At 67.5% G+C, this 23,560-nt stretch carries 24 protein-coding genes; 14 read left to right on the forward strand and 10 right to left on the reverse strand.

What is annotated here, in order from left to right; translation table 11 throughout:
- Window positions 1–383, forward strand: a 383-nt coding sequence (locus tag JMF86_RS29370; RefSeq protein ID WP_201317193.1) for an amidohydrolase family protein, incomplete at its 5' end; no start/stop codon positions are given.
- Here the strand turns inward: JMF86_RS29370 and JMF86_RS29375 are convergent.
- Complete coding sequence (locus JMF86_RS29375; protein ID WP_006480470.1) at window positions 380–844, reverse strand: Lrp/AsnC family transcriptional regulator; 465 nt, start codon at window positions 842–844, stop codon at window positions 380–382. The two genes, JMF86_RS29370 and JMF86_RS29375, sit on opposite strands and share 4 nt — an antisense overlap.
- A gap of 168 nt (window positions 845–1,012) precedes the next feature.
- On the opposite strand from JMF86_RS29375, the gene JMF86_RS29380 reads away from it, so the two are divergent.
- Window positions 1,013–1,639 carry a LysE family translocator gene (locus tag JMF86_RS29380; protein ID WP_023477064.1) on the forward strand — a complete coding sequence of 209 codons (627 nt, stop codon included), beginning with the start codon at window positions 1,013–1,015 and terminating at the stop codon, window positions 1,637–1,639.
- Window positions 1,640–1,671: 32 nt separating this feature from the next.
- On the opposite strand, the gene JMF86_RS29385 is transcribed toward JMF86_RS29380, so the two are convergent.
- Complete coding sequence (locus JMF86_RS29385; protein WP_077177810.1) at window positions 1,672–2,520, reverse strand: helix-turn-helix domain-containing protein; 849 nt, start codon at window positions 2,518–2,520, stop codon at window positions 1,672–1,674.
- Window positions 2,521–2,714: 194 nt separating this feature from the next.
- Between JMF86_RS29385 and JMF86_RS29390 the strand changes: the two genes are divergently transcribed.
- On the forward strand, window positions 2,715–3,677 hold the full coding sequence (locus tag JMF86_RS29390) for a DUF2167 domain-containing protein (protein WP_077177809.1): 963 nt from the start codon (window positions 2,715–2,717) through the stop codon (window positions 3,675–3,677).
- Entirely contained in the window at window positions 3,674–4,399 is a 726-nt protein-coding gene (locus JMF86_RS29395) for a site-2 protease family protein (RefSeq protein WP_011546877.1), read from the forward strand. Before JMF86_RS29390 ends, JMF86_RS29395 begins: the two co-directional genes overlap by 4 nt.
- Before the next feature lie 66 nt (window positions 4,400–4,465).
- On the opposite strand, the gene JMF86_RS29400 is transcribed toward JMF86_RS29395, so the two are convergent.
- Window positions 4,466–5,860: an MFS transporter gene (locus tag JMF86_RS29400; protein ID WP_011546878.1), complete on the reverse strand. Its 1,395-nt coding sequence runs from the start codon at window positions 5,858–5,860 to the stop codon at window positions 4,466–4,468.
- A 247-nt stretch (window positions 5,861–6,107) separates the two neighbouring features.
- On the opposite strand from JMF86_RS29400, the gene JMF86_RS29405 reads away from it, so the two are divergent.
- On the forward strand, window positions 6,108–7,685 hold the full coding sequence (locus tag JMF86_RS29405; RefSeq protein WP_011546879.1) for an aldehyde dehydrogenase (NADP(+)): 1,578 nt from the start codon (window positions 6,108–6,110) through the stop codon (window positions 7,683–7,685).
- Between the two features lie 127 nt (window positions 7,686–7,812).
- On the opposite strand, the gene JMF86_RS29410 is transcribed toward JMF86_RS29405, so the two are convergent.
- The gene (locus JMF86_RS29410; RefSeq protein WP_011546880.1) at window positions 7,813–8,184 is read right to left on the reverse strand and encodes a type II toxin-antitoxin system VapC family toxin; all 372 of its coding nucleotides are present in this window, start codon (window positions 8,182–8,184) and stop codon (window positions 7,813–7,815) included.
- On the reverse strand, window positions 8,181–8,378 hold the full coding sequence (locus JMF86_RS29415; protein ID WP_006752328.1) for a type II toxin-antitoxin system VapB family antitoxin: 198 nt from the start codon (window positions 8,376–8,378) through the stop codon (window positions 8,181–8,183). Before JMF86_RS29415 ends, JMF86_RS29410 begins: the two co-directional genes overlap by 4 nt.
- A gap of 185 nt (window positions 8,379–8,563) precedes the next feature.
- On the opposite strand from JMF86_RS29415, the gene JMF86_RS29420 reads away from it, so the two are divergent.
- Window positions 8,564–9,118, forward strand: a complete 555-nt coding sequence (locus JMF86_RS29420; protein WP_006480480.1) for a hypothetical protein — start codon at window positions 8,564–8,566, stop codon at window positions 9,116–9,118.
- Between the two features lie 114 nt (window positions 9,119–9,232).
- Here JMF86_RS29420 and kdgD read toward each other — a convergent pair whose 3' ends face one another.
- On the reverse strand, window positions 9,233–10,147 hold the full coding sequence (gene kdgD, locus JMF86_RS29425; RefSeq protein ID WP_011546881.1) for a 5-dehydro-4-deoxyglucarate dehydratase: 915 nt from the start codon (window positions 10,145–10,147) through the stop codon (window positions 9,233–9,235).
- 229 nt (window positions 10,148–10,376) lie between these two features.
- On the opposite strand from kdgD, the gene garD reads away from it, so the two are divergent.
- The 4 genes from garD to JMF86_RS29445 all read left to right on the forward strand — a co-directional run bounded on the left by garD (window position 10,377) and on the right by JMF86_RS29445 (window position 13,700).
- The gene (gene garD / locus JMF86_RS29430; RefSeq protein ID WP_011546882.1) at window positions 10,377–11,930 is read left to right on the forward strand and encodes a galactarate dehydratase; all 1,554 of its coding nucleotides are present in this window, start codon (window positions 10,377–10,379) and stop codon (window positions 11,928–11,930) included.
- A gap of 218 nt (window positions 11,931–12,148) precedes the next feature.
- A complete protein-coding gene (locus JMF86_RS29435; RefSeq protein WP_077177808.1) occupies window positions 12,149–12,541 on the forward strand; it encodes a nuclear transport factor 2 family protein in 393 nt (130 codons plus the stop codon).
- Window positions 12,542–12,619: 78 nt separating this feature from the next.
- Entirely contained in the window at window positions 12,620–13,075 is a 456-nt protein-coding gene (locus JMF86_RS29440; protein ID WP_006480483.1) for an RbsD/FucU family protein, read from the forward strand.
- Window positions 13,076–13,262: 187 nt separating this feature from the next.
- Window positions 13,263–13,700, forward strand: coding sequence for a DoxX family protein (locus JMF86_RS29445; RefSeq protein WP_011546888.1), 438 nt, complete (start codon window positions 13,263–13,265; stop codon window positions 13,698–13,700).
- A gap of 105 nt (window positions 13,701–13,805) precedes the next feature.
- Here JMF86_RS29445 and JMF86_RS29450 read toward each other — a convergent pair whose 3' ends face one another.
- Both JMF86_RS29450 and JMF86_RS29455 read right to left on the reverse strand, forming a co-directional pair.
- Complete coding sequence (locus JMF86_RS29450; protein ID WP_027811180.1) at window positions 13,806–15,125, reverse strand: MFS transporter; 1,320 nt, start codon at window positions 15,123–15,125, stop codon at window positions 13,806–13,808.
- 321 nt (window positions 15,126–15,446) lie between these two features.
- Complete coding sequence (locus JMF86_RS29455; RefSeq protein ID WP_265181049.1) at window positions 15,447–16,625, reverse strand: branched-chain amino acid ABC transporter substrate-binding protein; 1,179 nt, start codon at window positions 16,623–16,625, stop codon at window positions 15,447–15,449.
- A gap of 582 nt (window positions 16,626–17,207) precedes the next feature.
- Between JMF86_RS29455 and JMF86_RS29460 the strand changes: the two genes are divergently transcribed.
- Window positions 17,208–18,002 (forward strand): AraC family transcriptional regulator, encoded by a 795-nt coding sequence (locus JMF86_RS29460; protein ID WP_011546892.1) that lies wholly within the window; start codon window positions 17,208–17,210, stop codon window positions 18,000–18,002.
- A gap of 85 nt (window positions 18,003–18,087) precedes the next feature.
- Here JMF86_RS29460 and JMF86_RS29465 read toward each other — a convergent pair whose 3' ends face one another.
- The gene (locus JMF86_RS29465; protein ID WP_006489463.1) at window positions 18,088–18,351 is read right to left on the reverse strand and encodes a hypothetical protein; all 264 of its coding nucleotides are present in this window, start codon (window positions 18,349–18,351) and stop codon (window positions 18,088–18,090) included.
- 281 nt (window positions 18,352–18,632) lie between these two features.
- Window positions 18,633–20,525 carry a bifunctional sugar phosphate isomerase/epimerase/4-hydroxyphenylpyruvate dioxygenase family protein gene (locus tag JMF86_RS29470; RefSeq protein WP_077177805.1) on the reverse strand — a complete coding sequence of 631 codons (1,893 nt, stop codon included), beginning with the start codon at window positions 20,523–20,525 and terminating at the stop codon, window positions 18,633–18,635.
- Window positions 20,526–20,782: 257 nt separating this feature from the next.
- Between JMF86_RS29470 and aroQ the strand changes: the two genes are divergently transcribed.
- Genes aroQ through JMF86_RS29485 form a run of 3 tightly spaced genes read left to right on the forward strand, consistent with a single transcriptional unit; the run spans window position 20,783 to window position 23,466 of the window.
- Complete coding sequence (gene aroQ / locus JMF86_RS29475; protein WP_006489476.1) at window positions 20,783–21,238, forward strand: type II 3-dehydroquinate dehydratase; 456 nt, start codon at window positions 20,783–20,785, stop codon at window positions 21,236–21,238.
- A complete protein-coding gene (locus JMF86_RS29480; protein ID WP_011546894.1) occupies window positions 21,235–22,089 on the forward strand; it encodes a shikimate dehydrogenase in 855 nt (284 codons plus the stop codon). Before aroQ ends, JMF86_RS29480 begins: the two co-directional genes overlap by 4 nt.
- A 33-nt stretch (window positions 22,090–22,122) precedes the next feature.
- Window positions 22,123–23,466, forward strand: coding sequence for an MFS transporter (locus JMF86_RS29485; protein ID WP_011546895.1), 1,344 nt, complete (start codon window positions 22,123–22,125; stop codon window positions 23,464–23,466).
- Window positions 23,467–23,560 lie beyond the last annotated feature (94 nt).

Consider the following 23,560-nt stretch of genomic DNA (forward strand, 5'->3'; position numbering starts at 1 on the left):
GCCGCCCGTATCCGCAGTCGCCGAGCGGGATGACCGGCGTGCAGACGCTGCTGCCGCTGATGCTCGATCACGTGCAGGCCGGCCGTTTGAGCATCGAACGGCTGGTCGACCTGACCAGCGCCGGGCCGGCGCGCGTTTTCGGCATCGAAGGGAAGGGACGCATTGCGGCGGGCTACGACGCCGATTTCAGCATCGTCGACCTGCGCGCGCGGCGGATCATTCGCGACGAATGGATCGCGAGCGTGAGCGGGTGGACGCCGTACGACGGCTGTGCGGTCACGGGGTGGCCCGTGCATACGGTCGTGCGCGGGCAGGTCGTCGTGCGCGACGAGGCGCTGAACGGACAACCGGCCGGGGAGGCCGTGACGTTTCTCGACCCCTAGATCGGCAGCCTCACCGTCTGCTTGATGCGCTTCAGCGGGATCTCGGTTTCGATGTTGCGCACGCCTTCGATCTGCGTGAGCGTTTCCATCTGAAAGCGCTGATAGTCGTCGAGATCCTTCGCGATCACGCGCAGCAGATAGTCGTAGCTGCCGGCCATCAGATGGCATTCGAGCACTTCGGGCGCGTGTTCCATCTCGCGCGCGAAGCGTTCGACCGTCGTCTTGTCCTGGCGCTCCAGCGTGACGCGCACGAATGCCGTGAAGCGCAGCTCGACGGCTGCAGGGTTCAGCAACGCGACGTACGCGTCGATCACGCCTTGTTCCTCGAGCAGGTGAACGCGGCGCAGGCACGGCGTGGGCGACAGTCCGGCCTGTTGCGCGATGTCGGCGTTCGTCTGGTTCGAATTCTGCTGCAACGCACGCAGAATGCGTCGATCGATTGCATCCAGTTTGATTGGCATTTTTGGCTATAGATGAAGTTGATGTTGGAGAATAACTCCAAATCGGACTTCGAAAATAGCGGGATTTGCATCCAATCTCCACGGGAAGTTGCCGATAATCTGACGACTGCCCGGCCCCTCGAAAACGCGCGATTCGCGCCCGCCGCGGCCCCCTTCAGGAGCTTCCCGATGTCGCACGTCGCCTGGCTGCCGTTCATGGCCACCTCCCTTCTGATCATACTGACGCCCGGCCAGGACATGGTCCTCGTGATGTCGCGCACGCTGTCCGGCGGCACGCGCGCGGGCCTCGTGACCGCCGCGGGTGTCAGCGTCGGGCTGCTCGTGCATACGATGCTCGCGACGCTCGGGCTGGGTGCGCTGCTTCAGGCTTCCGAATGGCTGTTCACGGCGCTGAAGGTGGTGGGCGCGCTGTACCTGCTGTACCTCGGCATCACGCTGTTGCGCTCGACGGGCGAATTGACGCTCGCGGGCAATGGCAATGCGCCGGCATCGCGGCTGCGGACGTTCGCGCAAGGCGCGCTGTCCAACGTGTCGAATCCGAAGGTCGCGCTTTTCTACCTGGCGTTTCTGCCGCAATTCGTTCCGGCCGGCGCCCCGCACCCGATGCTGTCGCTGTTCGTGCTGGGCGCGACGTTTGCGGGGCTGACGTTTCTCGTCAAGGGGCCGGTCGCGTTGTTCGCGGGCCTGCTGTCGGCATCGATTCGCCGCAACCCGCGCATCCTGACGCGCATGCATCGCGTCAGCGGGGTGGTCTTGCTCGCGCTGGGCGTGAAGCTGGCGCTCGAACGCCGCTGAGCGCGGCCACGGCCCCGCCACGCCTGCCGGCGTTACGCCACCGGCAACCCGTTCGCCAGCGCTCGCATCGCCTCCACCGTTTCCGGATTCGCCGGAAAGAACGCCTCGATCGCGAGTTCCGACAGCGTCACGTCGACCGGCGTGCCGAATACCGTCGTCGTACTGAAGAACGTCAGCTCGCCGCTCGCCGTGCGCAGCCGCAGCGGCACGGCGATGTCCGCGAAATCGGTGCGCGCGTGCGAGTCGTCGGGCTGCCCGGCCGGCGCCGGATACGCGGCGAGCTCGTCGCGCAGCGCATGCAGCGTGCGATCACCGCTCGCGTCGATCTGCCGCTGCAACCGATGCAGGATGTGCGCGCGCCACTCATGCCAGTTGACGATCTGCGACGCGAGACCGTCCGGATGCAGGCTCAGCCGCAGCACGTTGACGGGCGGCTGCAGCAGCGCCGGATCGGCCTGCGCGACCAGCGCGCCGAGCATCCGGTTCGCCGCGAGCAGCGTCCAGTGGCGGTCCACCGCGAGCGCCGGATAAGGCTCGTGCCCGCGCAACACGGCTTCGACCGCATGACGCGCGGCATCCAGTTGCGGGTCCGAAAACGGCCGTTCGCGAAACAGCGGCGCGAATCCGGCCGCGACGAGCAGCGCATTGCGTTCGCGCAGCGGCACGTCGAGGCGTTCGGCGAGATGCAGCACCATCTCGCGGCTCGGCTGCGCACGGCCCGATTCGACGAAGCTCAGGTGGCGCGCGGACACATCCGCGTCGAGCGCGAGCGCCATCTGGCTCAGGCGCCGGCGTTGCCGCCACGTGCGCAGCAGCGGGCCGATGCCGGACGCGCGGCCGACGGACGGGGAAGGCGAATGGAGGGCGGCGGTCGAGTTCATGGGGAGATGATAGGCAATCCCGCGGCGCTTCGGCATTACCTGCGAGGTAAGCGCCGCGCACCGCCCGGGCGTGCGCAGCCGCTGCGTTACCATAGCCCCCGTGCCACCTGAGAGGCGGCGCCGGACCCGCGGCCACGATGCCGGGGCCGGACGCCGCGCACATCGACAACAAGGCATTCCAGGGGAATCCAACAATGAAAAAACTTGCCGTCCGGCTCGCCTGCGTGGCGACGCTCGCACTCGCCGCGACCAGCGGCCACGCGCAGACCGAAGCTGCGCAGGTCGAAATGAGGGCCGCCGCCGAGGCCGCCAACGAAGCGGTCGTGAAAGGGCCGACCGACATCGACGTCAAACACGAAGCCGTGCTGAAGCTGAAGGCCGGCGAATCGTTCGTGCCGGCGGCCGAAGCCGGCCGCTACCTGCGCTCGATGGGCAACTCGATCGACGAATCGAAGCTGGTCGGCCTCGTGCTGCCCGACGATCCCGACGCCGACTGGATATCGGTCGTGTCGTTCGAGCCGAGCGGCTACATCCGCGACGACGACGCGAAGGACTGGAAGCCCGACGAACTGCTGAAAAGCCTGCAGGCCGGCACCGAGGAAAACAACCCGGCGCGCAAGGAGCGCGGCCTGCCCGAAACCGAGGTGGTCGGCTGGGCGAAGGCGCCCGCGTACGACGCGGCCACGCACCGGCTCGTGTGGTCGGCGATCATCCGCGACAAGGGCGCGGCGCCGAATACCGCGAACGACGGCGTGAACTACCGGACGCTCGTGCTCGGCCGCGACGGCTACCTGTCGCTGACGATGGCGTCGACGCTCGCCGATTTGCCGAAGTACCAGCCCTCGGCCGACGCGCTGCTGTCGAACATCCGCTTCAACGACGGCAAGCGCTATGCCGACTTCAACCAGTCGACCGACCACGTCGCCGAGTATGGGCTCGCGGCGCTGATCGTCGGCGTCGGCGCGAAAAAGCTCGGCCTGCTCGCGCTGATCGGCGCGTTCGCGGTGAAGTTCTTCAAGATCGGCGCGGTCGCGCTGCTGGCCGGCGGTGCGGCGCTCAAGCGTTTCTTCGGGCGCAAGCCGAAGGCGGCCGCGGCGCCGGCCGTCGCCGATGCAACCGCTGCATCCGACGCAGCCGCCACGGAGCGCAAGGAATGACGAAGCTGTTGCTGCTGATCTTCGGCGGCCTGAAGCTCGGCAAGGTGCTCGTCTCGGCCGGCACGATGCTCGCGTCGATCGCGGTCTACGCGCTGTTCTATGGCTGGCGCTTCGCGGCCGGTTTCGTCGCGTTGCTGCTGGTGCACGAAGCCGGCCACTACGTCGCCGCGCAGCGGCGCGGGCTCGACGTCGGGCTGCCGACCTTCATCCCGTTCGTCGGCGCGTGGATCCAGTTGAAGGAGATGCCGCACGACGCGGAAACGGAGGCCTACGTCGGCCTCGCCGGGCCGTTCGTCGGCACCCTCGGCGCGCTGGCCTGCTACGCGGCCGCGCGCCACACCGACAGCAACCTGCTGCTCGCGCTGTCGTATACGGGCTTCTTCCTGAATCTCTTCAACATGATTCCGCTGTCGCCGTTCGACGGCGGGCGGATCACCGCGGTGCTGTCGCCGCGCATCTGGCTCGTGGGCGTGCCGGTGCTGATCGCGCTGTTCGTGTATCGGCCGAGCCCGCTGCTGATCGTGATGGCGATCCTCGCGCTGCCGCAGCTGAAGCGCGCGTGGCGCTACGATCCCGACGCGCCGGAGAACCGCGTGTACTACGCGACGTCGATCGAGACGAAGACGACCTACGCGCTTTGCTACGTCGGTCTGCTCGCGTTCCTCGCGTTGATGACGTCCGGCGTGCACGACATGCTGCGCGCCGTGCACGCGTCGACCTGACGTCGCTCCGATGTAAAAAAACGGCGGCCGCGCATGAAGCGGCCGCCGTTTTTCAAAGGTCGAACGTCACGCGTCGCGATGACGCAGCTCGACGCGCTTGATGTCCTTCACGATCACGAGATAGCTGAACACGGTGACGAGCGCGTTCAGCCCGACGAACACCAGCGCGCCGTTGAACGAGCCGCTCGCGCCGACGAGGTAGCCGATCGCGATCGGCGCGACGATGCCCGCCGTGTTGCCGAACATGTTGAACAGGCTGCCCGACAGGCCGATCGCTTCCTTCGGCGCGGTATCCGCGACGACGGCCCAGCCGAGCGAGCCGATCCCCTTGCCGAAGAACGACACGGCCATCAGCATGATGACCAGCGCTTCGCTGTCGACGTAGTTGCAACCGATGATGACCATCGACAGCAGCATCCCGCCGACGATCGGGATCTTGCGTGCGAGCGTCAGCGAGACGCCGCGGCGGATCAGCGCGTCCGACAGCATCCCGCCGAGCACGCCGCCGAGGAATCCGCAGATCGCCGGCAGCGACGTCATGAAGCCGGCCTTCAGCAGCGACATTCCGCGCGCCTGCACGAGGTAGATCGGAAACCACGTGAGGAAGAAGTACGTGAGCACGTTCACGCAGTACTGGCCGAGGTACACGCCGATCAGCATGCGGTTCGACAGCAACTGGCGCACGTAGTACCAGCCCGCCACGCGGCTGCCTTCGGAAGCGCCACCGCCGCTACCGCGCGCGCCGGTCGCCCCGCCCGTCGACCGCACGAGGCCGCCACCCTGCTCGATATGGTCGAGCTCCGCGCGGTTCACGGCCGGATGGTCGGCCGGGTCCTTCACGACGCGCAGCCACAGGAACGCGAGCGCGATGCCGGCCAGGCCGAGCCACAGGTACACCTGATGCCAGCCGTACGCGTGCGTGAGCCAGGCCATCAGCGGCGAGAACACCACGGCCGCGAAGTACTGCGCGGCGTTGAAGATCGCCGACGCGGTGCCGCGCTCGGCGGTCGGGAACCAGCTCGCGACGACCTTCGCGTTCGCCGGAAACGCCGGCGCCTCCGCGATGCCGACCGCGAAGCGCATCGCGAACAGCGCGGCGACCGCGAACGCGGCGCTGCCGCCGAGGCCGATCGTGCTCTGCAGCAGCGTGAACGCCGACCACAGGAAGATGCTCGCCGCATACACGCGCCGCGCGCCGAAGCGGTCGAGCAGCCAGCCGCTCGGCAGTTGCGCGAGCACGTACGCCCAGCTGAACGCCGAGAAGATGTAACCCATCGTCACCGGGTCGATACCGAACGCCTTGCGGATCGGCGTGCCGGTGATCGACAGCGTGGCGCGGTCCGCATAGTTGAGCGTCGTGACGACGAACAGCATCGCCAGGATCCAGTAGCGCACGGCGGTTCGGCGCGCGGTGCGCGCCAGGTCGAGCGGAAGATCGCGAGGGGAGGTCTGATTGCTCACTTTAAATGTACGTCGTCGTATGACATGGAAGAAAGTTTATTGAGAATGCTCGAATTCAGAAACCTCGGGTTTTCCCTTTGGGATCGTCGTCACAGTGTGGGAAGGTCGCGATTTGCTGGCCCGGTAAGGCTTTCGGATGTATCGTCGGCGCCTTCGCAGGCGGCGAGAATATGCCGCCGACGTCGGCAGACATCGTATCTGTTGGGCTACAATGAGCAATCCATTCCCGAACCACGGAGCACACCCCATGCAACTGACAGGAGAGATGCTGATCGGCGCCGAAGCGGTGGCCGGCTCGGCCGGAACCTTGCACGCGTTCGACCCGACGAAGGGCGCGCCGATCGAGGCGCCGGCGTTCGGCGTCGCGACGCAGGCCGACGTCGACCGCGCGTGCGAACTCGCACGCGACGCGTTCGATGCGTACCGCACGCAGCCGCTCGCGGCCCGTGCGGCGTTTCTCGAAGCGATCGCCGATGAAATCGTCGCGCTCGGCGATGCGCTGATCGAGCGCGCGCATGCCGAAACGGGCCTGCCGGTCGCGCGGCTGCAAGGCGAGCGCGGCCGCACCGTCGGCCAGCTCCGGCTGTTCGCACGCGTCGTGCGCGACGGGCGTTTCCTCGCCGCGTCGATCGATCCCGCGCAGCCGGCACGCACGCCGCTGCCGCGCTCGGACCTGCGGCTGCAGAAAATCGCGCTCGGGCCCGTCGCCGTGTTCGGCGCGAGCAATTTCCCGCTCGCGTTCTCGGTGGCCGGCGGCGATACCGCGTCGGCGCTCGCGGCCGGCTGCCCGGTGATCGTGAAGGCCCATGAAGCGCACCTCGGCACGTCCGAGCTGGTCGGCCGCGCGATCCGCGCCGCCGTCGCGAAAACCGGCATGCCGGCCGGCGTGTTCTCGCTGCTGGTCGGCCCCGGCCGCGTGATCGGCGCCGCGCTGGTCAGCCATCCGGCGGTCCAGGCCGTCGGTTTCACCGGCTCGCGGCAGGGCGGGATGGCGCTCGTGCAGCTCGCGAACGCGCGCCCGCAGCCGATTCCCGTCTATGCGGAAATGAGCAGCATCAACCCGGTCGTGCTGTTCCCGGCCGCGCTGGCCGCGCGCGGCGACGCGATCGCGACGGGCTTCGTCGATTCGCTGACGCTCGGCGTCGGCCAGTTCTGTACCAATCCGGGCCTCGTGCTCGCGATCGACGGCCCCGATCTCGACCGCTTCGAGACGGTCGCCGCGCAGGCGCTCGCGAAGAAGCCGGCCGGCGTGATGCTCACGCGCGGCATCGCCGATGCGTACCGTAACGGTCGCGGCAAGCTGGCCGAACTGCCGGGCGTGCGCGAAATCGGCGCGGGCGAGGCGGCACAGACCGACTGCCAGGCGGGCGGCGCGCTATACGAAGTCGGTGCGCAGGCGTTCCTGGGCGAGCCGGCGTTCAGCCACGAAGTGTTCGGGCCGGCGTCGCTGATCGTGCGCTGCCGCGATCTCGACGAAGTCGCGCGCGTGCTCGACGCGCTCGAAGGCCAGTTGACGGCCACGCTGCAGATGGATGCCGACGACAAGCCGCTCGCGCGCCGGCTGCTGCCGATCCTCGAGCGCAAGGCCGGGCGCCTGCTGGTCAACGGTTACCCGACCGGCGTCGAGGTGTGCGATGCGATGGTGCACGGCGGGCCGTTCCCCGCGACGTCGAACCCGGCCGTCACGTCGGTCGGCGCGACCGCGATCGAGCGTTTCCTGCGGCCGGTGTGCTATCAGGACTTCCCGGACGACCTGCTGCCCGAAGGGCTGCGGGAAGGCAATCCGCTCGCGATTCCGCGGCTGCGGGACGGCAAGGCGGAGTGACGGGGCGTAACCGGTGAAGGCAGCGTCCCGGGAGGGATGCTTCCCGGCACGTTGGAATACGGCGGCGGGGCCCACGGGCCTCGCCGCTTTTTTATTCAGCGCGGGCTTTCGTGCCGGTTTCGCTCGGTCAGTGAGCGGGGCGGGCGACGAGTTGCAGGCGCTCCGCTGCCGCCAGCAGGCGCCGGTCGCGCGTCCATAGCCTGCTGTCGCTGGTCAGTCTGGCCGACGCAAGCAGGTGGGCATCGACGTACCCGATGCCCAGCCCGTGAAGCGGTACGGCATCGATCATGCGCTGGACTTCGTCGTCGGTGGCAAGGGTTGCAGCTGGAAGGTCGCGCAGCGCATCCAGCACGGTCTCGCGATGGCGCATGCTGCCGAGCGCAAGCTCGCCGACGATGAACGGATGGATCAATACTCGCTCCGCTTCCAGCAAGGCGGTGAGCGTCGCGTCGCCGGCTCGCAAGTGATCGATCCAGACGGATGTGTCGACAAGGATCATGCGGGCTCCGACGGGCGGCGTGGGACCGATTCAAGATCAGGCTCGGTGCCGCCGAGGCGGGCGAGTCGTCGCGCACTTTCGCGGGCGATCAATGCGCGCAGCGCTTCCCTCACGAGCGCCGATTTTTCGGTGACGCCGGTCAATTGCTGCGCTTTGGCGAGCAGTGCGTCGTCGAGGGACAAGGTGGTGCGCATGGGCGGCTCCCGGGAAAATCGATGCATCAATTATCGCATCAAACGGTGCTCATTTTGATGCGATGCCGTGGCGGGGTCACCTCGCCTTTCCTGTTGCCCCCGTTTCTCCTACAGTAGCGAAGCCTCGGACCGTCAGGTCCCCGGGCGAGCCTGAGAGACGCACAAGACCAACAAGGAACCATCCGATGAATATCAGCAAGCGTGGCGACCACCTGTTCGCGGCCGGGTTGTGGAAAGCGATCGGCGACGTCGCGAAATCGGTCCGTACCCAGATCGGTGAAACCAGCGAAGGGCGCGTGCTGGCCGATGCGCTGTTCGCGCTGCAGCGCGAGCTGGGCGGCAGCGAATTCGACGTGACGATCAACCAGGGGCGGCCCGTCGCGGGCTCCGATCCGCATTCGGTGATTTTCGGCAGGGCCGTCGAGCGCTTCAAGCAGGACATGGAGGCGGTGGTGTTCGCGCTGAAGCACCGCCGCAGCATCGACGGGCCGAACGGCGCGGAGCGCGCCGACGCGCTCACGCAGGCCAATACGCATCTCGCGACCGCGAAGCAATACGCGATGTTTACGGTCGGGCGCTTCTTCGATGCGGTCGTCGACCGCGACGTGCTGGAGCAGATCGTGGGCGCCGAGTCGCCGGCGCGCGGCCGGCCGCTCGCGGCACGCAAGGGGATCGACGAGACGCAGCGCACGCTCACCGGTGTGCGCCAGCGGATCATCGGCGCGATCGCACAGATGTAATGCGATGGCCGCACCGGCTCGTCGAGCCGCGCGGCCATCGCGTGAGTCGGATACGGAGAAATGGGCGAGCCGGCGCGCCGTGCCGATGAAGGCTCGCGCCGCCGGCGAACCCGCTTACTGCGGGCCCATCTTCTTGATCAGCACGTCGAGTTCGGCCGCTTCTTCGTCGGTCAGGTCGACGAGCGGTGCGCGCACCGGGCCCGCGTCGTGGCCGACGAGCTTCGCGCCCGCCTTCACGATGCTGACCGCGTAGCCCGCGCGGCGATTGCGGATCTTCAGGTACGGCAGGAAGAACTCGTCGATCAGGCGGCCGACGGTTGCGTGGTCGTCCTTCGCGATCGCTTCGTAGAATGCCATTGCCGTCTTCGGGATGAAGTTGAACACGGCCGACGAGTACACCGGCACGCCGAGCGCCTTGTACGCGGCTGCATAGACTTCGGCCGTCGGCAGGCCGCCGAGGTACGCGAAGCGATCGCCGAGGCGACGGCGGATCGTCACCATGCTCTCGATTTCACCGACGCCGTCCTTGAAACCGATCAGGTTCGGGCAACGGTCGGCAAGGCGCTCCAGCATGTCCGCATTCAGCTTCGAATTCGCGCGGTTGTACACCACGACGCCGATCTTCAGCGCGCGGCACACCTGCTCGACGTGGTCGGCGATCCCTTCCTGGCTCGCTTCGGTCAGGTAGTGCGGCATCAGCAGCACGCCGCTCGCGCCGAGGCGCTCGGCTTCCTGCGCATATTCGATCGCAACGCGCGTCGCGCCGCCCGCGCCGGCGAGGATCGGCACCTTGCCCTTGCAGGTTTCCGTCGCGACGCGGATCACGTCCGAGTACTCGCGCTGCGTGAGCGAGAAGAATTCGCCGGTGCCGCCGGCCGCGAACAGCGCGCTCGCGCCATACGGCGCCAGCCATTCCAGACGCTCGGCATAGGTGCTCGGGCGGAAGCTGCCGTCGGCGTCGAAATCCGTCAGCGGAAACGACAGCAGGCCGTGGGAGATGATCTGTTTGAGTTCTTGCGGTGAAGTCATGGTTGGGGTCGTCCGTCTAGCGCGAGTGCTGGTTCGTCGGGAACGGCATACGAGCCGAATTGGCGATGTCGTTGTATGTCATCGTACAACGCAAGAAAGAGTGGCGCAAGCGGTTTGCTGGCGGGTCAAGGGTAGGGTCTTTCCGGATAAGGGTTTACGCAGCATCATCAACTGAGGTTGAATGTCGTATGATGACTAACGATATCGCAGACAGCTTCCAGGAATTCCGATGACTGCTTCCCCTCTCTACATCCGCGTGCATCCGGACGACAACGTCGCGATCGTCGTCAACGACGGCGGCTTGCCCGCAGGCGCGACGTTCGCCGACGGGCTGACGCTGGGCGAAGGCGTGCCGCAGGGGCACAAGGTCGCGCTCGTCGACCTCGCGGCCGGCGACCCGGTCATTCGCTACAACGTGGTGATCGGCTATGCGCTCACCGACCTGCGGCGCGGCAGCTGGGTCAACGAGCGCACGATGCGCATGCCCGAGCCGCCGGGCCTCGACGACCTGCCGCTCGCCACGCGCGCCGCGCCGCCGCTCGAGCCGCTCGAAGGCTATACGTTCGAGGGTTTCCGCAATGCCGACGGCTCGGTCGGCACGCGCAACATTCTCGCGATCACGACGACCGTGCAGTGCGTGTCGGGCGTCGTCGAGCATGCGGTGAAGCGGATCAAGGACGAACTGCTGCCGCGCTACCCGAACGTCGACGACGTGGTCGGGCTCGAACATACGTACGGCTGCGGCGTCGCGATCGATGCGCCCGACGCCGACATCCCGATCCGCACGCTGCGCAACATCAGCCTGAATCCGAACTTCGGCGGCGAGGTGATGACCGTGAGCCTCGGCTGCGAGAAGTTGCAGCCCGAGCGCCTGCTGCCGCCGGGCGCGATTCCGGTGACCGCCGACGGCGCGACCGACAACGGTGGCGTCGTTTGCCTGCAGGACGCCGCGCATGTCGGCTTCAACTCGATGATCGACTCGATCATGACGATGGCCGAATCGCATCTCGAACGGCTGAACCGCCGCCGTCGCGAAACCTGCCCCGCATCGGATCTCGTCGTCGGCGTGCAGTGCGGCGGCAGCGACGCGTTCTCGGGGCTCACCGCGAACCCGGCCGTCGGCTTCGCGGCCGACCTGCTCGTGCGGGCGGGCGCGACGATCATGTTCTCCGAAGTGACCGAAGTGCGCGACGGCGTCGCGCAGCTCACGTCGCGCGCGGCGAATGAAGAAGTGGCCCGCGAGATCATCCGGGAGATGGACTGGTACGACCGCTACCTCGAGCGCGGCCGCGTCGACCGCAGCGCGAACACGACGCCGGGCAACAAGAAGGGCGGGTTGTCGAACATCGTCGAGAAGGCGATGGGGTCGATCGTGAAGTCGGGCAGCGCGCCGATCGCCGGCGTCGTGCGCCCCGGCGATCGGGCGCGGCAGAAGGGGCTGCTGTATGCGGCGACGCCCGCGAGCGATTTCATCTGCGGCACGCTGCAGCTCGCGGCGGGGATGAACCTGCATATTTTCACGACCGGCCGCGGTACGCCGTACGGCCTCGCGCAGGTGCCGGTAATCAAGGTCGCGACGCGCAGCGATCTCGCGCGCCGCTGGCACGACCTGATGGATCTCGACGCCGGGCAGATCGCGACCGGCGCGGCGACGATCGAGGACACGGGCTGGGCGCTGTTCCGGCTGATGCTCGACGTCGCGAGCGGCAAGCGCCGCACGTGGGCCGAGCAATGGAAGCTCGCGAATGCGTTGACGCTGTTCAATCCGGCGCCGGTGACCTGACGCGCAAGGTGGTGACGGCAAGACGATGCGGGCGCCTTCGGGCGCCCGTTTTCGTTGCGGCGGCGCATTTACGATTCGGCGGCGCTGGCGTGCCGCGCATGGTCGGCGCGATTTCCTTACCTCGCACGTAATCGACCGCCCGCGCGAGCCCGGCGACGATAGCGGCACGCGGACACGAAACGTTCGCGACATCGTCCACCGACACAAGGAGCCTCGCCATGAACACCGCTCAAACCGCATCGTCCGTTCACGCCGACCTGATCGACCGCTACTTCGACGCGTGGAACGAACCCGATGCCGCGCGCCGCCGCGAACTGATCGATGCGACCTACGCGAGCGACGCGGCCTATCGCGATCCGCTGATGGCCGGCGACGGCCACGCGGGCATCGATACGATGATCGCCGCCGTGCAGCAGCGTTTCCCCGCCTACCGCTTTCGCCGCACGACCGACGTCGACGCGTTCGGCCAGCACCTGCGGTTCTCGTGGGCGCTCGTGTCGCCCGACGGCGTGGCGATCGTGAAGGGCTCGGACTTCGGCACCGTCGACGCGTCGGGCCGCCTCGCGTCGGTCACGGGTTTCATCGACGAAATGCCGGCCGCCGCGTCGTGACGCGAACGATGCATGCACCATGGTCGCCGGGATCGGGTAACGTTATGCGATTCGTTCCTGATCTTGGAGACAACCGACATGCTGAAGAATCTCGACCCGCTGCTGCACGCCGACATCCTGCACACGCTGCGCGCGATGGGCCACGGTGACGAAATCGCGATCTGCGATGCGAATTTCCCGGCCGAATCCGTCGCGGAGCATACGGTGGTCGGCCGCGCGTTGCGGGTCGACGGCGCCGATTCGGCGCGCGTGGTGCGCGCGGTGCTGTCGGTGCTGCCGCTCGATACGTTCGTCGACACGCCCGCGTGGCGGATGGAAGTCGTCGGCGACGCGGCCGCGGTGCCCCCCGTGCAGCGCGAAGTGCAGGCCGAGATCGACCGCGCGGAAGGGCGTGCGGTGCCGCTGACCGGCGTCGAACGTTTCGCGTTCTACGAGCGTGCGCAGCAGACGTATGCGGTGATCGTCACCGGCGAAACGCGCGGCTACGGCTGCTTCATCTTCAAGAAAGGCGTGCTGTTGAGCGACGCGGGCTAAACGCGTTTCTCAGCGCGCCGGGCTGCCGGCGCGATCGCCGCGTTGTAAAGATTTGCTACAAGCCCTTGGACACCGCGGAAAGACCCTCTATGCTGGCCCATTTGCCGCGCGCCCTCCGGGGCCGCGCGGCGCCGAACCGCCCGGGTGCGCCCGGTGCGGCGGCCGAATTGCATACGAGGAGAGAGGCATGACGCGTACCGTCGATTCCGGCGTCATTTTTTTCGCACGCCTGGCGCTGGCGGCGTTGTTCTTGTGGGGTGGCATCATGAAGCTGCTCGGCTACAGCGACTTCATCGCGTATCTGCACGGGATGAACGTGCCCTATCAACAGGTCGTCGGGCCGATCGTCGTCGCGATCGAGGGGCTGGGCGGCCTGCTGCTGATCGTCGGCTACAAGGTACGGCCGCTCGCATTGCTGATGGCGGTCTACACGATCGCGACCGCGATGGTCGGGCACAATTTCTGGGACGCGACGAACGCCGCCGTCCAGCACGACATGGTGATTCACTTCTGGAAGAACGTCGCGATCGCCGGCGGGTTCCTGCTGCTGTTCGTCACCGGCGCCGGCGGCGCGAGCATCGACGCGCTGCGCCGGCCGAGTTCGTCGTACGGCGTGCTGCGCTGAACCGGGCAGATTCGCGCAGCCGCCGCCAGGCCGCCGCAAGACAAAAGGGCCGAATCCCGCACGCCGCGGGATTCGGCCCTTCGTTCATGAAGCGGGCGCCGACGTTCAGTGGGTGCCCTTCACATCCTTCACGTCCTTCGCATCCTTCGAGAACTGCACGGCGATCGCGCCGAGCACGCAGATCGCCGCGACGTACACGACCGGCGCGAGCGGGTTCGACTTCATCATCAGCGACACGATCACCGGCGTGAGCCCGCCGAAGATCGCATACGCGACGTTGTACGAGAACGAGATGCCCGAGAAGCGCACGACGGCCGGGAAGCTCTTCACCATCACGAACGGCACCGCGCCGATCGTGCCGACCATGAAGCCCGCGATCCCGTAGTAGAGCGGCAGCGTCGACGCATCGGCCGCGACCTGCGCGAACAACAGGTAGTAGCACGCGGCCAGCCCGATGCCGCCGATGGCGAGCACGCGCTTCGCGCCGATCCAGCCCGCGAGCGAGCCGGCAGTGATGCAGCCGGCCGTCAGGCACAGCGTCGCGATGCTGTTCGCGAACAGCGTCGTCGCGGGCGTCAGGTGGAACTGCTTCTGCAGCAGCGCGGGCGTCATCAGGATCACGACGACGATCGCGGCCGACAGCATCCACGTGAGCAGCATCGACACGATCACCGCGCGGCCGTGGTCGCGCAGCACCGCCTTCAGCGGAATTTCGGCCGCGAGCGCCTTCTTCGCCTTCATCTCGGCGAACACCGGCGTTTCATGCAGCCAGCGGCGCAGGTACACGGAGAACAGCCCGAACACGCCGCCGAGCAGGAACGGGATGCGCCATGCGAATGCGCCGACTTCGGCCGCGGAGTAGCGGCTGTTGATGCCGGCCGCGACGAGCGAGCCGAGGAGGATGCCGGCCGTGAGGCCCGCGGTCAGCGTGCCGCACGCATAGCCGATATGGCGCGACGGCACGTGCTCGGACACGAACACCCATGCTCCCGGCACTTCGCCGCCGACCGCCGCGCCCTGCAGCACGCGGAACAGCAGCAGCAACACCGGCGCGAGGATGCCGATCGTGTCGTAGGTCGGCAGGAGGCCCATCAGCAGCGTCGGCACCGACATCATCAGCACGCTCAGCGTGAACATCCGCTTGCGGCCGAACAGGTCGCCGAAGTGGGCCATGATCACGCCGCCGAGCGGGCGCGCGAGATAGCCGGCCGCGAAGATGCCGAACGTCTGCAACTGGCGAAGCCAGTCGGGAATGTCGTGCGGGAAGAACAGCTGCCCTATCGCCGGCGCGAAGAACACGAAGATGATGAAGTCGTAGAACTCGAGGGCGCCGCCGAGTGCGGCAAGGCCAAGGGTCTTGTAGTCGCTGCGCGTGAGCGCGCGTTCGGCGGCGCGAGGCACGCCGCTCAATTCGGAAGCTTGCATGGTCAGGACGATCGGTTTTCGAATGTAGTTGTCGGTGCTGCGTCTCCAGGGCCCGCTTTTCGGCATGGACTGACAAGGCGCGGCTTGCGTCGTCGAAGCGCGCCGTGTGCCGGGTGAGGCACGCAACACGCGCCGTCGCACCGGGATGGGGCACGGCGGAGACGAAGCGTCAAAGCGGGTGGGGGGATTCTACAGGAGCGCGAAATGCCTGCACGCGAGCGTGCCCGGGACGGCTTCTGACCATGCAGCCGAAAGCGCGCGCGGCGCGGGCGGCCGGTGAGCCGCTGGCGCGCCGCGCGGGGCAGGGGCGCGTATCGATTGTCAGTTGCCGGCAATCGTATCGACCGGCTTGAACGCGCCGCGCTCGACCTTGTAGATCGTGACCGGTGCGTCCTTCAGGTCGCCCTTCGCGTCGTACGCGATGCTGGGCGCCGACACGCCCTTGATCGACACCTTGCCGAGATACGGCGTGTACACCTTCGGGTCGGTCGAGTTCGCGTCCTTCATCGCGGTCAGCAGCGCGATCGTGCCGTCGTACGAATACGGCGAGTACGTGATCACGTCTTCGTTGAAGCGCGCCTTGTAGCGTGCCGCGTAGCCGGAGAAGCCCGGCATCTTTTCCTTCGGCAGCCCGCCCATGTAGACGATCGCGCCTTCGGCCGCGTCTCCGCCGACCTTCAGGAACGTCGGCGAGCGCGACATTTCGCCCGTCACGAACGCCGACTTCATCCCGAGCTGGCGCATCTTGCGGATCATCGGCGACGATTGCGCATCACCGCCGCCGTAGAAGACCGCGTCCGGATTCACGCCCTTCAGGTTGGTCAGGATCGCGGAGAAATCGAGCGCCTTGTCGTTCGTGAAGTCGCGCTTGACGATCGTGCCGCCAGCCGCTTCCACGGCCTTCGCGAATTCGTCGGCGATGCCCTGGCCGTAGGCGGTGCGGTCGTCGATGATCGCGATGCGCTTGAAGCGCAGCGTCTTCACCGCGTACGTGCCGACGATGCGGCCGGCCTGCGCGTCGCTCGTCAGCAGCCGGTAGGTCGTCTTGTAGCCGCGCGCCGTGTATTGCGGCGACGTCGCCATCGAGATCTGCGGCAGCCCCGCGCGATCGTACAGGTCGGACGCCGGAATGCTGGTGCCCGAGTTGAAGTGGCCGATGATCCCGCGGACGTCGTCGTCGATCAGCCGCTGTGCGACGGTCGTGCCGGTGCGCGGGTCGGCCTGGTCGTCCTGCGAGTCGAGCTGGAACGTGACGGGCTTGCCGCCGATCGTCGGATGCGTCGCGTTGAAATCGGCGATCGCGAGCTGCACGCCCTTCTGCATGTCCGTGCCGTAATTCGACTGCGGGCCGGTCAGCGGTGCGGCGAAACCGATCTTGACGACGTCGGCGGCGACGGCGTGCGCGCCCGACAGTGCGCAGGCGGCGGCCAGCGCGACGTGCGATACCTTCAGCTTCACTTTCACTTCCCCTTGATGGCGTGGTTGGGCCGCCGCCGGCATGCGGGCCGGCGCCGGTAAACCGGGCGAGACGGTTCGATCGGCAGGCCGATGTGCCGGCCATGCAAGTACGCCGTCTGCCGTGCACGCTGTGCCGGAATCGGCGTGCGCGACGGCGGATGCGGCGGCCCGTGCATGCCGATTGCGGCAGCGGCGGGAGGTCGTCTCGCGACCGTGAAGCGAAGTCTAGGTAGCGAAAATGCACGCGTCTTGCGCGTTCGATGCGTGGCCGGCGACGATATCGGCATATCGTCGATTACCCTGATATATGCCGAAATCGTCATGGCGAATGCGCAAACCCGCCAAGACGCGGGGCGCCGGCATTTTTAGGATGGCGTGTCCGGGTGCGTGGTGCCGGTGTGCCGATGCGCTGCGCCGGCCATGGCGGAAGCGGAACGGCCGCCGGCCGCGCAGGTGCTGCGAAGCGGTTGCGTGCACAACCTCTGCTGCTCACCGATGTAACCGACGGGACGCACGATGCAACCGGCTGCCGCCTTGCCCGCCCCGCCCCGCGCTCGGCGCGACGCGATCGAAGGGGCGCTCCTATAATCGACGCCATCTGCCACTCGCTTCGCGGTTGCCGGGATGACGACCTTGCTTGCCGTACCGCCCATGAGCCTGTCCGACACGTTGCGCGACCCGCCCGACAACGCCGATTTCGGCGCGATGCTCGCGCATTTTCGCCTGCTCGAACCGGTGTTCGATGCGCTGCCGGACGTCGCGTTCTTCGTGAAGGATGCGAGCGGCCGCTACGCGCTCGTCAATCGCACGCTGGCGATGCGCTGCGGCTACAAGGACAAGCGCGACCTGCTGGGCAAGACCGCCGACGAGGTGTTTCCGCGCCGCTTCGGCCGCAGTTACTTCGAGCAGGACATGGCGACGATCAACGCCGGCCAGCAGTTGATGGATCAGCTCGAGCTGCACCTGTATCCGGGCCGCCAGCCGGGCTGGTGCCTGACCTGCAAGGAGCCGCTGCGCGACGCCGCGGGCGGGGTGGTCGGCCTCGCGGGCATCTCGCGCGACCTGAAGGCGCACGAGGGCTCGCACCCGGCGTACAGCCGGCTCGCCGACGTGGTCCAGCACATCCAGGATCACTACGTGCAGCCGCTGAACCTGAAGCAGCTCGCGCAGATGGCCGGCATGTCGGTCGCGCAGCTCGAACGCTACTTTCACAAGGTGTTCCACCTGACGCCGCGCCAGGTGCTGCTGAAGACGCGGCTCGACGCGGCCACCGCGCTGCTCGTCACGCACGACAAGGTGACCGACGTCGCCGCGCTATGCGGCTACACGGATCACAGCGCGTTCACGCGCCAGTTCAAGGCGACGGTCGGCGTGACGCCGACGGAATACCGGTTGATGCTGCAGGAGCGGGCAGGGTGACGCGACTCGCCGGCGTGGCCGGCGCGTCGCAGGGATCGGGTAAGGCGGGGAAACTGGAAAGGGTGAAACGGGTGAAAGCAGCGGCTCAGCGGTAGCCGAGCCCTTTCAGGACGGCCGTGCCGTCTTCGGTCAGCCGGAAGCTCGGGGCCGTATCGGGGTCGAGCTTGACCATTTCGACGAGGCCGGCTTCCTGCAGCGCGGGCAATTCGGGTTTGGCGTTCGCGCCGATCGGTGCATGCAGCAGCACGAGCAGCGTCGCGATTTCGTGATGACTGAGCAGGCGGCGCAGCATCGTCTTCTTTGCAGGGGGCGCGGCCGGGCGGCCCGCGGGTGCTTCTACGGCGCTCATCGCTTTCCTCCTTTTCGAGATAACCATCGGGTACTGGTTGCGGATGGTGCCGTCGAAGACTTAAGCGATTCTTAAAACGGGGGCGGGCGACGCAATGCTGCACTGCGGTATGGGTTACGGCATGTAACGTCAGACGAAGCGCGGCTTCCGACACGACCGTGACGGGCCGCGCGGGCCGGTACTCGGCGGGGCGATATACCCCGATGGCGCGGGCGGGAGGGACTCGTCCCGTCGATCGCCGAATCGCGAGCACGGTCCGGCCCCAAACTCCACATCCTGTCTTATTTTCGCCGCTGCGCCTGCGCGGCGAGCCGCACGGCCGCATTCGCCGCACCGTAGCCGTCGTACCCGCCGCGCCGTTCGACGATCTCGAGCGAGAAGCGGTTGTCGACCAGTTCCGTATACGCATGCAGGAATTCGCCGCCGTGCTCGTCGCGGTCGTACAGCAGGTGATGCGCGCTCAGCGTGTCGATCAGCTCGTCCGGCAGCGCGTAGCGCGCGGCGAGATCGTCGTAATAATTGGCCGGAATGCGCAGGAACGGCACGCCGTCGGCCGCGAACGCGGCGACCGTCTTCACGATGTCGTCGGTGCGGAACGCGACGTGGTTCAGCCCGGTGCCGTGATAGCGGTCGAGCGATTCGGCAACGGCCGTGTGACGGTCGACTGACGCGTTCAGCGCGATCCGTACCGAGCCGTCGGCGCTGCGCACCGCGCGGCTGCGCACCAGTCCGTACGGGTCGGGCACGAGCCAGCTGCGCTCGGCCTCGAAGCCGAACGCCGTCTTGAAGAACAGGATCCACGTGTCGAGCGCGTCGGCCGGCAGCGCGAGGCACACGTGATCGATGCCCGTCAGCGGGCCGACCTCGGTCGGGCCGTCGATGTCGGTCAGCACGAAGTCCGATTCATATAGCGTGGGCGTATCCGGCGCTTCGTCGACGAAATATTCGAGGCTGCCGTCCGGCGCCTTCACGCTCGGCAGCACGCGCTCGTTCGGCCCGACGCGGCCGGAGAACGGCGCGTAGCCGAAGCCGGCCGCGCGTTCGAACGCCACGTTCGCGTCGTCGACCCGGAACGCGGACGCGCACAGCGACAGCCCGTGCTGCTGGAAGAACGCATCGGCGAACGAGTCGCGCTCGGCGTTGAGCACGATCGACGCGGCGCCGTGCTGGAACAGCGTCACGTCCTTCGAGCGATGCCGGCCGGCGAGCCGGAAGCGCATCCGGCCGAGCCATTCGCCGACGGTTGCCGCCGCCTGTGCGTCGACCGCGAATTCGATGAACTGGAACCCGACGTGCGCGGGCGGCGCGGGCGGGGCGAACAGCGGCTGGCTGGCGGCCGGCGCGCGGCCCTCCTGCGCGAGCCGCGCGCGCGTCAGGTCTTCCAGATAGAGCAGCGAGCGATGGCCGTCGGCGGCCGTGAGCGCGGTCGGCGCCGCGCGGAAGCCGTCGTTGAAGATCTCGAGCGACAGCGGGCCCGTATAGCCCGACTCGATCACGCGCGCGGTGAAGCGCGCCAGGTCGAAGTCGCCCTGGCCCGGGAACGAGCGGTAGTGGCGGCTCCATTCGAGCACGTCCATCACGAGCTTCGGCGCGTCGGCGATCTGCACGAACGCGATCCGGTCGCCGGGGATGTCGGCGATCCCGTCCGGCGAATCGTCGAGCGACAGCGTGTGGAAGCTGTCGAGCGCGAGGCCGAGGTGCGGGCTGTTCACCGCGTTCACGAGCTTCCACGCGTGGCCGTACCGCTTCACGACGCGGCCCCACGCGAGCGCTTCGTATGCGGCGACCACGCCAGCCTGCCGGGCGGCTTCGGCGAGCACGCCGAGCTGGTCGACGAGCAGCCCGTCGTCGGCGATCGTATCGGCCGCCACGCTGCTGCAGACGAGGATGCGGTCGGTGCCGAGCGCATGCATCACGTCGAACTTGCGCTTGATGCGGTCGAGGTTGCGCGCGAGCTGAGCCGGGCTCACGCCCTCGAAGTCGCGAAACGGCTGGAACAGCACGATGTCGAGGCCGAGATCGGCGGCCATGCGCCTGACGTCGGCCGGCGATCCGTCGAAGTAGACGAGGTCGTTTTCGAAGATTTCGACGCCGTCGAAGCCCGCGGCCTGGACGGCGGCGAGCTTCTCGGCGAGCGTGCCGGACAGGGAGACGGTGGCGATCGAGCGCTGCATGGGCGATTCCTGCGGATGAGCGGGACACGACGCCCGCCGAACCGACCCTGAATGAACCAGTCGTTGAGTTCGACGCGCGCGCCATATCCCGAATTTACTAGGCTAGTCATCGGTATTGTACAAACTAACTAGGTGGTACAAATTAGCGAAAACCCGAAAAGACAGCCCGCTTGCGCGGGCGCACACTAGCGCCAAATTCCGATGTCTTCGGGGCGGCGCCGATCGTGGTCCGCCCCTGTTTCAGGAGCAGAAACACGATGAGCAAGCACAAGGTGCTGGTGCTGAACGGCCCGAACCTCAATCTGCTGGGCACGCGCGAGCCCCATATCTACGGCGCGGAAACGCTCGCCGATCTCGAGCAGCGCTGCCGCACGGCGGCGGAAGGGCTCGGGCTGGAAATCGAGTTCCGCCAGTCGAACGCCGAGCATCAGCTGATCGACTGGCTGCATGCCGCGCGTCACGACACGCACGGCATCGTGATCAATCCGGCCGCCTATACGCATACGTCGGTGGCGCTGGCCGACGCGCTTTCCGCGATCGCGAAGCCGGTGATTGAAGTGCACATCTCGAACGTCCATCGCCGCGAGGCGTTTCGCCACCATTCGTATATCTCGGCGATCGCCGAAGCCGTGATCTGCGGCTGCGGCACCGAAGGCTACGTGTTCGCGCTGCAGCGCCTGGCGACGCTGTTCGCGCAGGGAGCCGCACGATGAGCCGCCCGTCGTTTCTGATCGGCCTGATCGGCCAGGGCATCGGCGGTTCGCTGTCGCCCGCGATGCACGAGGAAGAAGGGTTCCGCCAGGGCTTCGGCTACGTGTACCGGCGCATCGATCTCGATGTGCTCGGCGTGACCGCCGACGCGCTGCCGCAACTGCTCGACGCCGCGCAGCGGATGGGCTACAACGGGCTGAACATCACGCACCCGTGCAAGCAGCGCGTGATCGAGCACCTCGACGCGCTGTCGGACGACGCGCGCGCGCTCGGCGCGGTGAACACCGTGCTGTTCAAGGACGGCAAGCGGATCGGTCACAACACCGACTGGTCGGGTTTCGCGAAATCGTTCAGCCGCGGGCTGCCCGGCGCGTCGCTCGAACGCGTCGTCCAGCTCGGCGCGGGCGGCGCGGGCGCGGCCGTCGCGCACGCGGCGCTGCAGATGGGCGCGGCCGAACTGACGATTTTCGATGTCGACGGCACGCGTGCCACCGCGCTGGCGGGCGAATTGCAGCAACGCTTTCCCGCCGCCCGAGTCACGCCGGGCAGCGATCTCGCGGCCGCGATGCGCGCCGCGACCGGCCTGATCCACTGCACGCCGACCGGCATGGTCAAGCATCCGGGCCTGCCGCTGCCGGCCGACCTGCTCCACGCGGGCATGTGGGTGGCCGACATCGTGTATTTCCCGCTCGAAACCGAACTGATCCACGCCGCGCGCGCGGCCGGCTGCGCCACGCTGCCGGGCGGCGGGATGGCCGTGTACCAGGCCGTCGACGCGTTCGAGCTCTTCACCGGACGCACGCCCGACGCCGAGCGGATGTTCAGTCACTTTCAGTCGCTCGTCGCGCGCTGACCCCCTTACAGACAAAGAGACCAGGAGACGACCATGCAGCACACCACCCACACGAGCGCCGCGCCGGCGCAGGCGGCCGGCACGGTCCGGCGCACGTCGGCGCGCTACAAGATCCTCGCGCTGCTCGCGATCGGCACGATGATCAACTATCTCGACCGCACCGTGCTGGGCGTGGCTGCGCCGCAGCTCACCAAGGAGCTCGGCATCAATGCGGCCGTGATGGGCATCATGTTCTCCGCGTTTTCGTGGACGTACGTGGCGATGCAGGTGCCCGGCGGCCTGTTCCTCGACCGCTTCGGCAGCAAGGTCACCTATTACTGGTCGATGACGCTGTGGTCGCTGTGCACGTTCCTGCAAGGCTTCGTGCCGGGTGTCGCGACGCTGCTCGCGTGCCGGCTCGGTCTCGGTGTGACGGAAGCGCCGTGCTTCCCGACCAACAGCCGCGTCGTCGCGACGTGGTTCCCGCAGAACGAACGCGCGATGGCGACGGGTACCTATACCGTCGGCGAATACATCGGCCTCGCGTTCTTCAGCCCGGTGCTGTTCGCGCTGATGGGCGCGTTCGGGTGGCGCTCGCTGTTCTGGGTCGTGGGCGCGGTCGGCATTGCGTTCGGCCTGATCTGGTGGAAGTTCTACCACGAGCCGCGCAACCATCCGGGCGCGAACGCCGAGGAACTCGCGTACATCGAAGCGGGCGGCGGTCTCGTTCACGGTGCGCGCAAGAGCGGCGACAAGGGCGACAAGCCGGCGCAGGCCCAGTTCAGCTGGTCGATGGTCGGCCAGCTGGTGAAGAAGCGCCAGCTCGCCGGCATCTGCCTCGGCCAGTTCGCCGGCAACTCGACGCTCGTGTTCTTCCTGACCTGGTTCCCGACCTATCTGGCAACCGAACGCCACATGGGCTGGCTGAAGATCGGTTTCTTCGCGGTGATGCCGTTCATCGCCGCGTCGGTCGGCGTGATGTTCGGAGGGATCTTCTCCGACTGGCTGCTGCGCCGCGGCAAGTCCGCGAACCTCGCACGCAAGCTGCCGATCATCGCGGGCCTGCTGCTCGCGTCGACGATCATTCTCGCGAACTACGTGCAGAGCAACGAAGCGGTGATCGCGATCATGTCGGTCGCATTCTTCGCGCAGGGCATGGCCGCACTCGGCTGGACGCTCGTGTCGGACATCGCGCCGGACGGCCTGCTCGGCGTGACGGGCGGCATCTTCAACTTCGCGGCGAACCTCGCCGGCATCATCACGCCGCTCGTCGTCGGCTTCATCGTCGCGTCGACCGGCTCGTTCGTCGGCGCGCTCGTGTTCATCGGCGTGATCGCGCTGGTCGGCGCGCTGTCGTATATCTTCGTCGTCGGCGACATCAAGCGGATCGAGCTGTAAGCACTGGTTCCCCGCACATTCGGTGCGTTCGCCCGGCGGCCAATCGGCCGCCGGGCTTTTTTGTTTGCGGGCGCAGGCGGGCGGGCCGGCATGC

It is taken from the genome of Burkholderia sp. E168m15 (assembly GCF_016586105.1).
Taxonomy (GTDB): Bacteria; Pseudomonadota; Gammaproteobacteria; order Burkholderiales; family Burkholderiaceae; genus Burkholderia; species Burkholderia orbicola.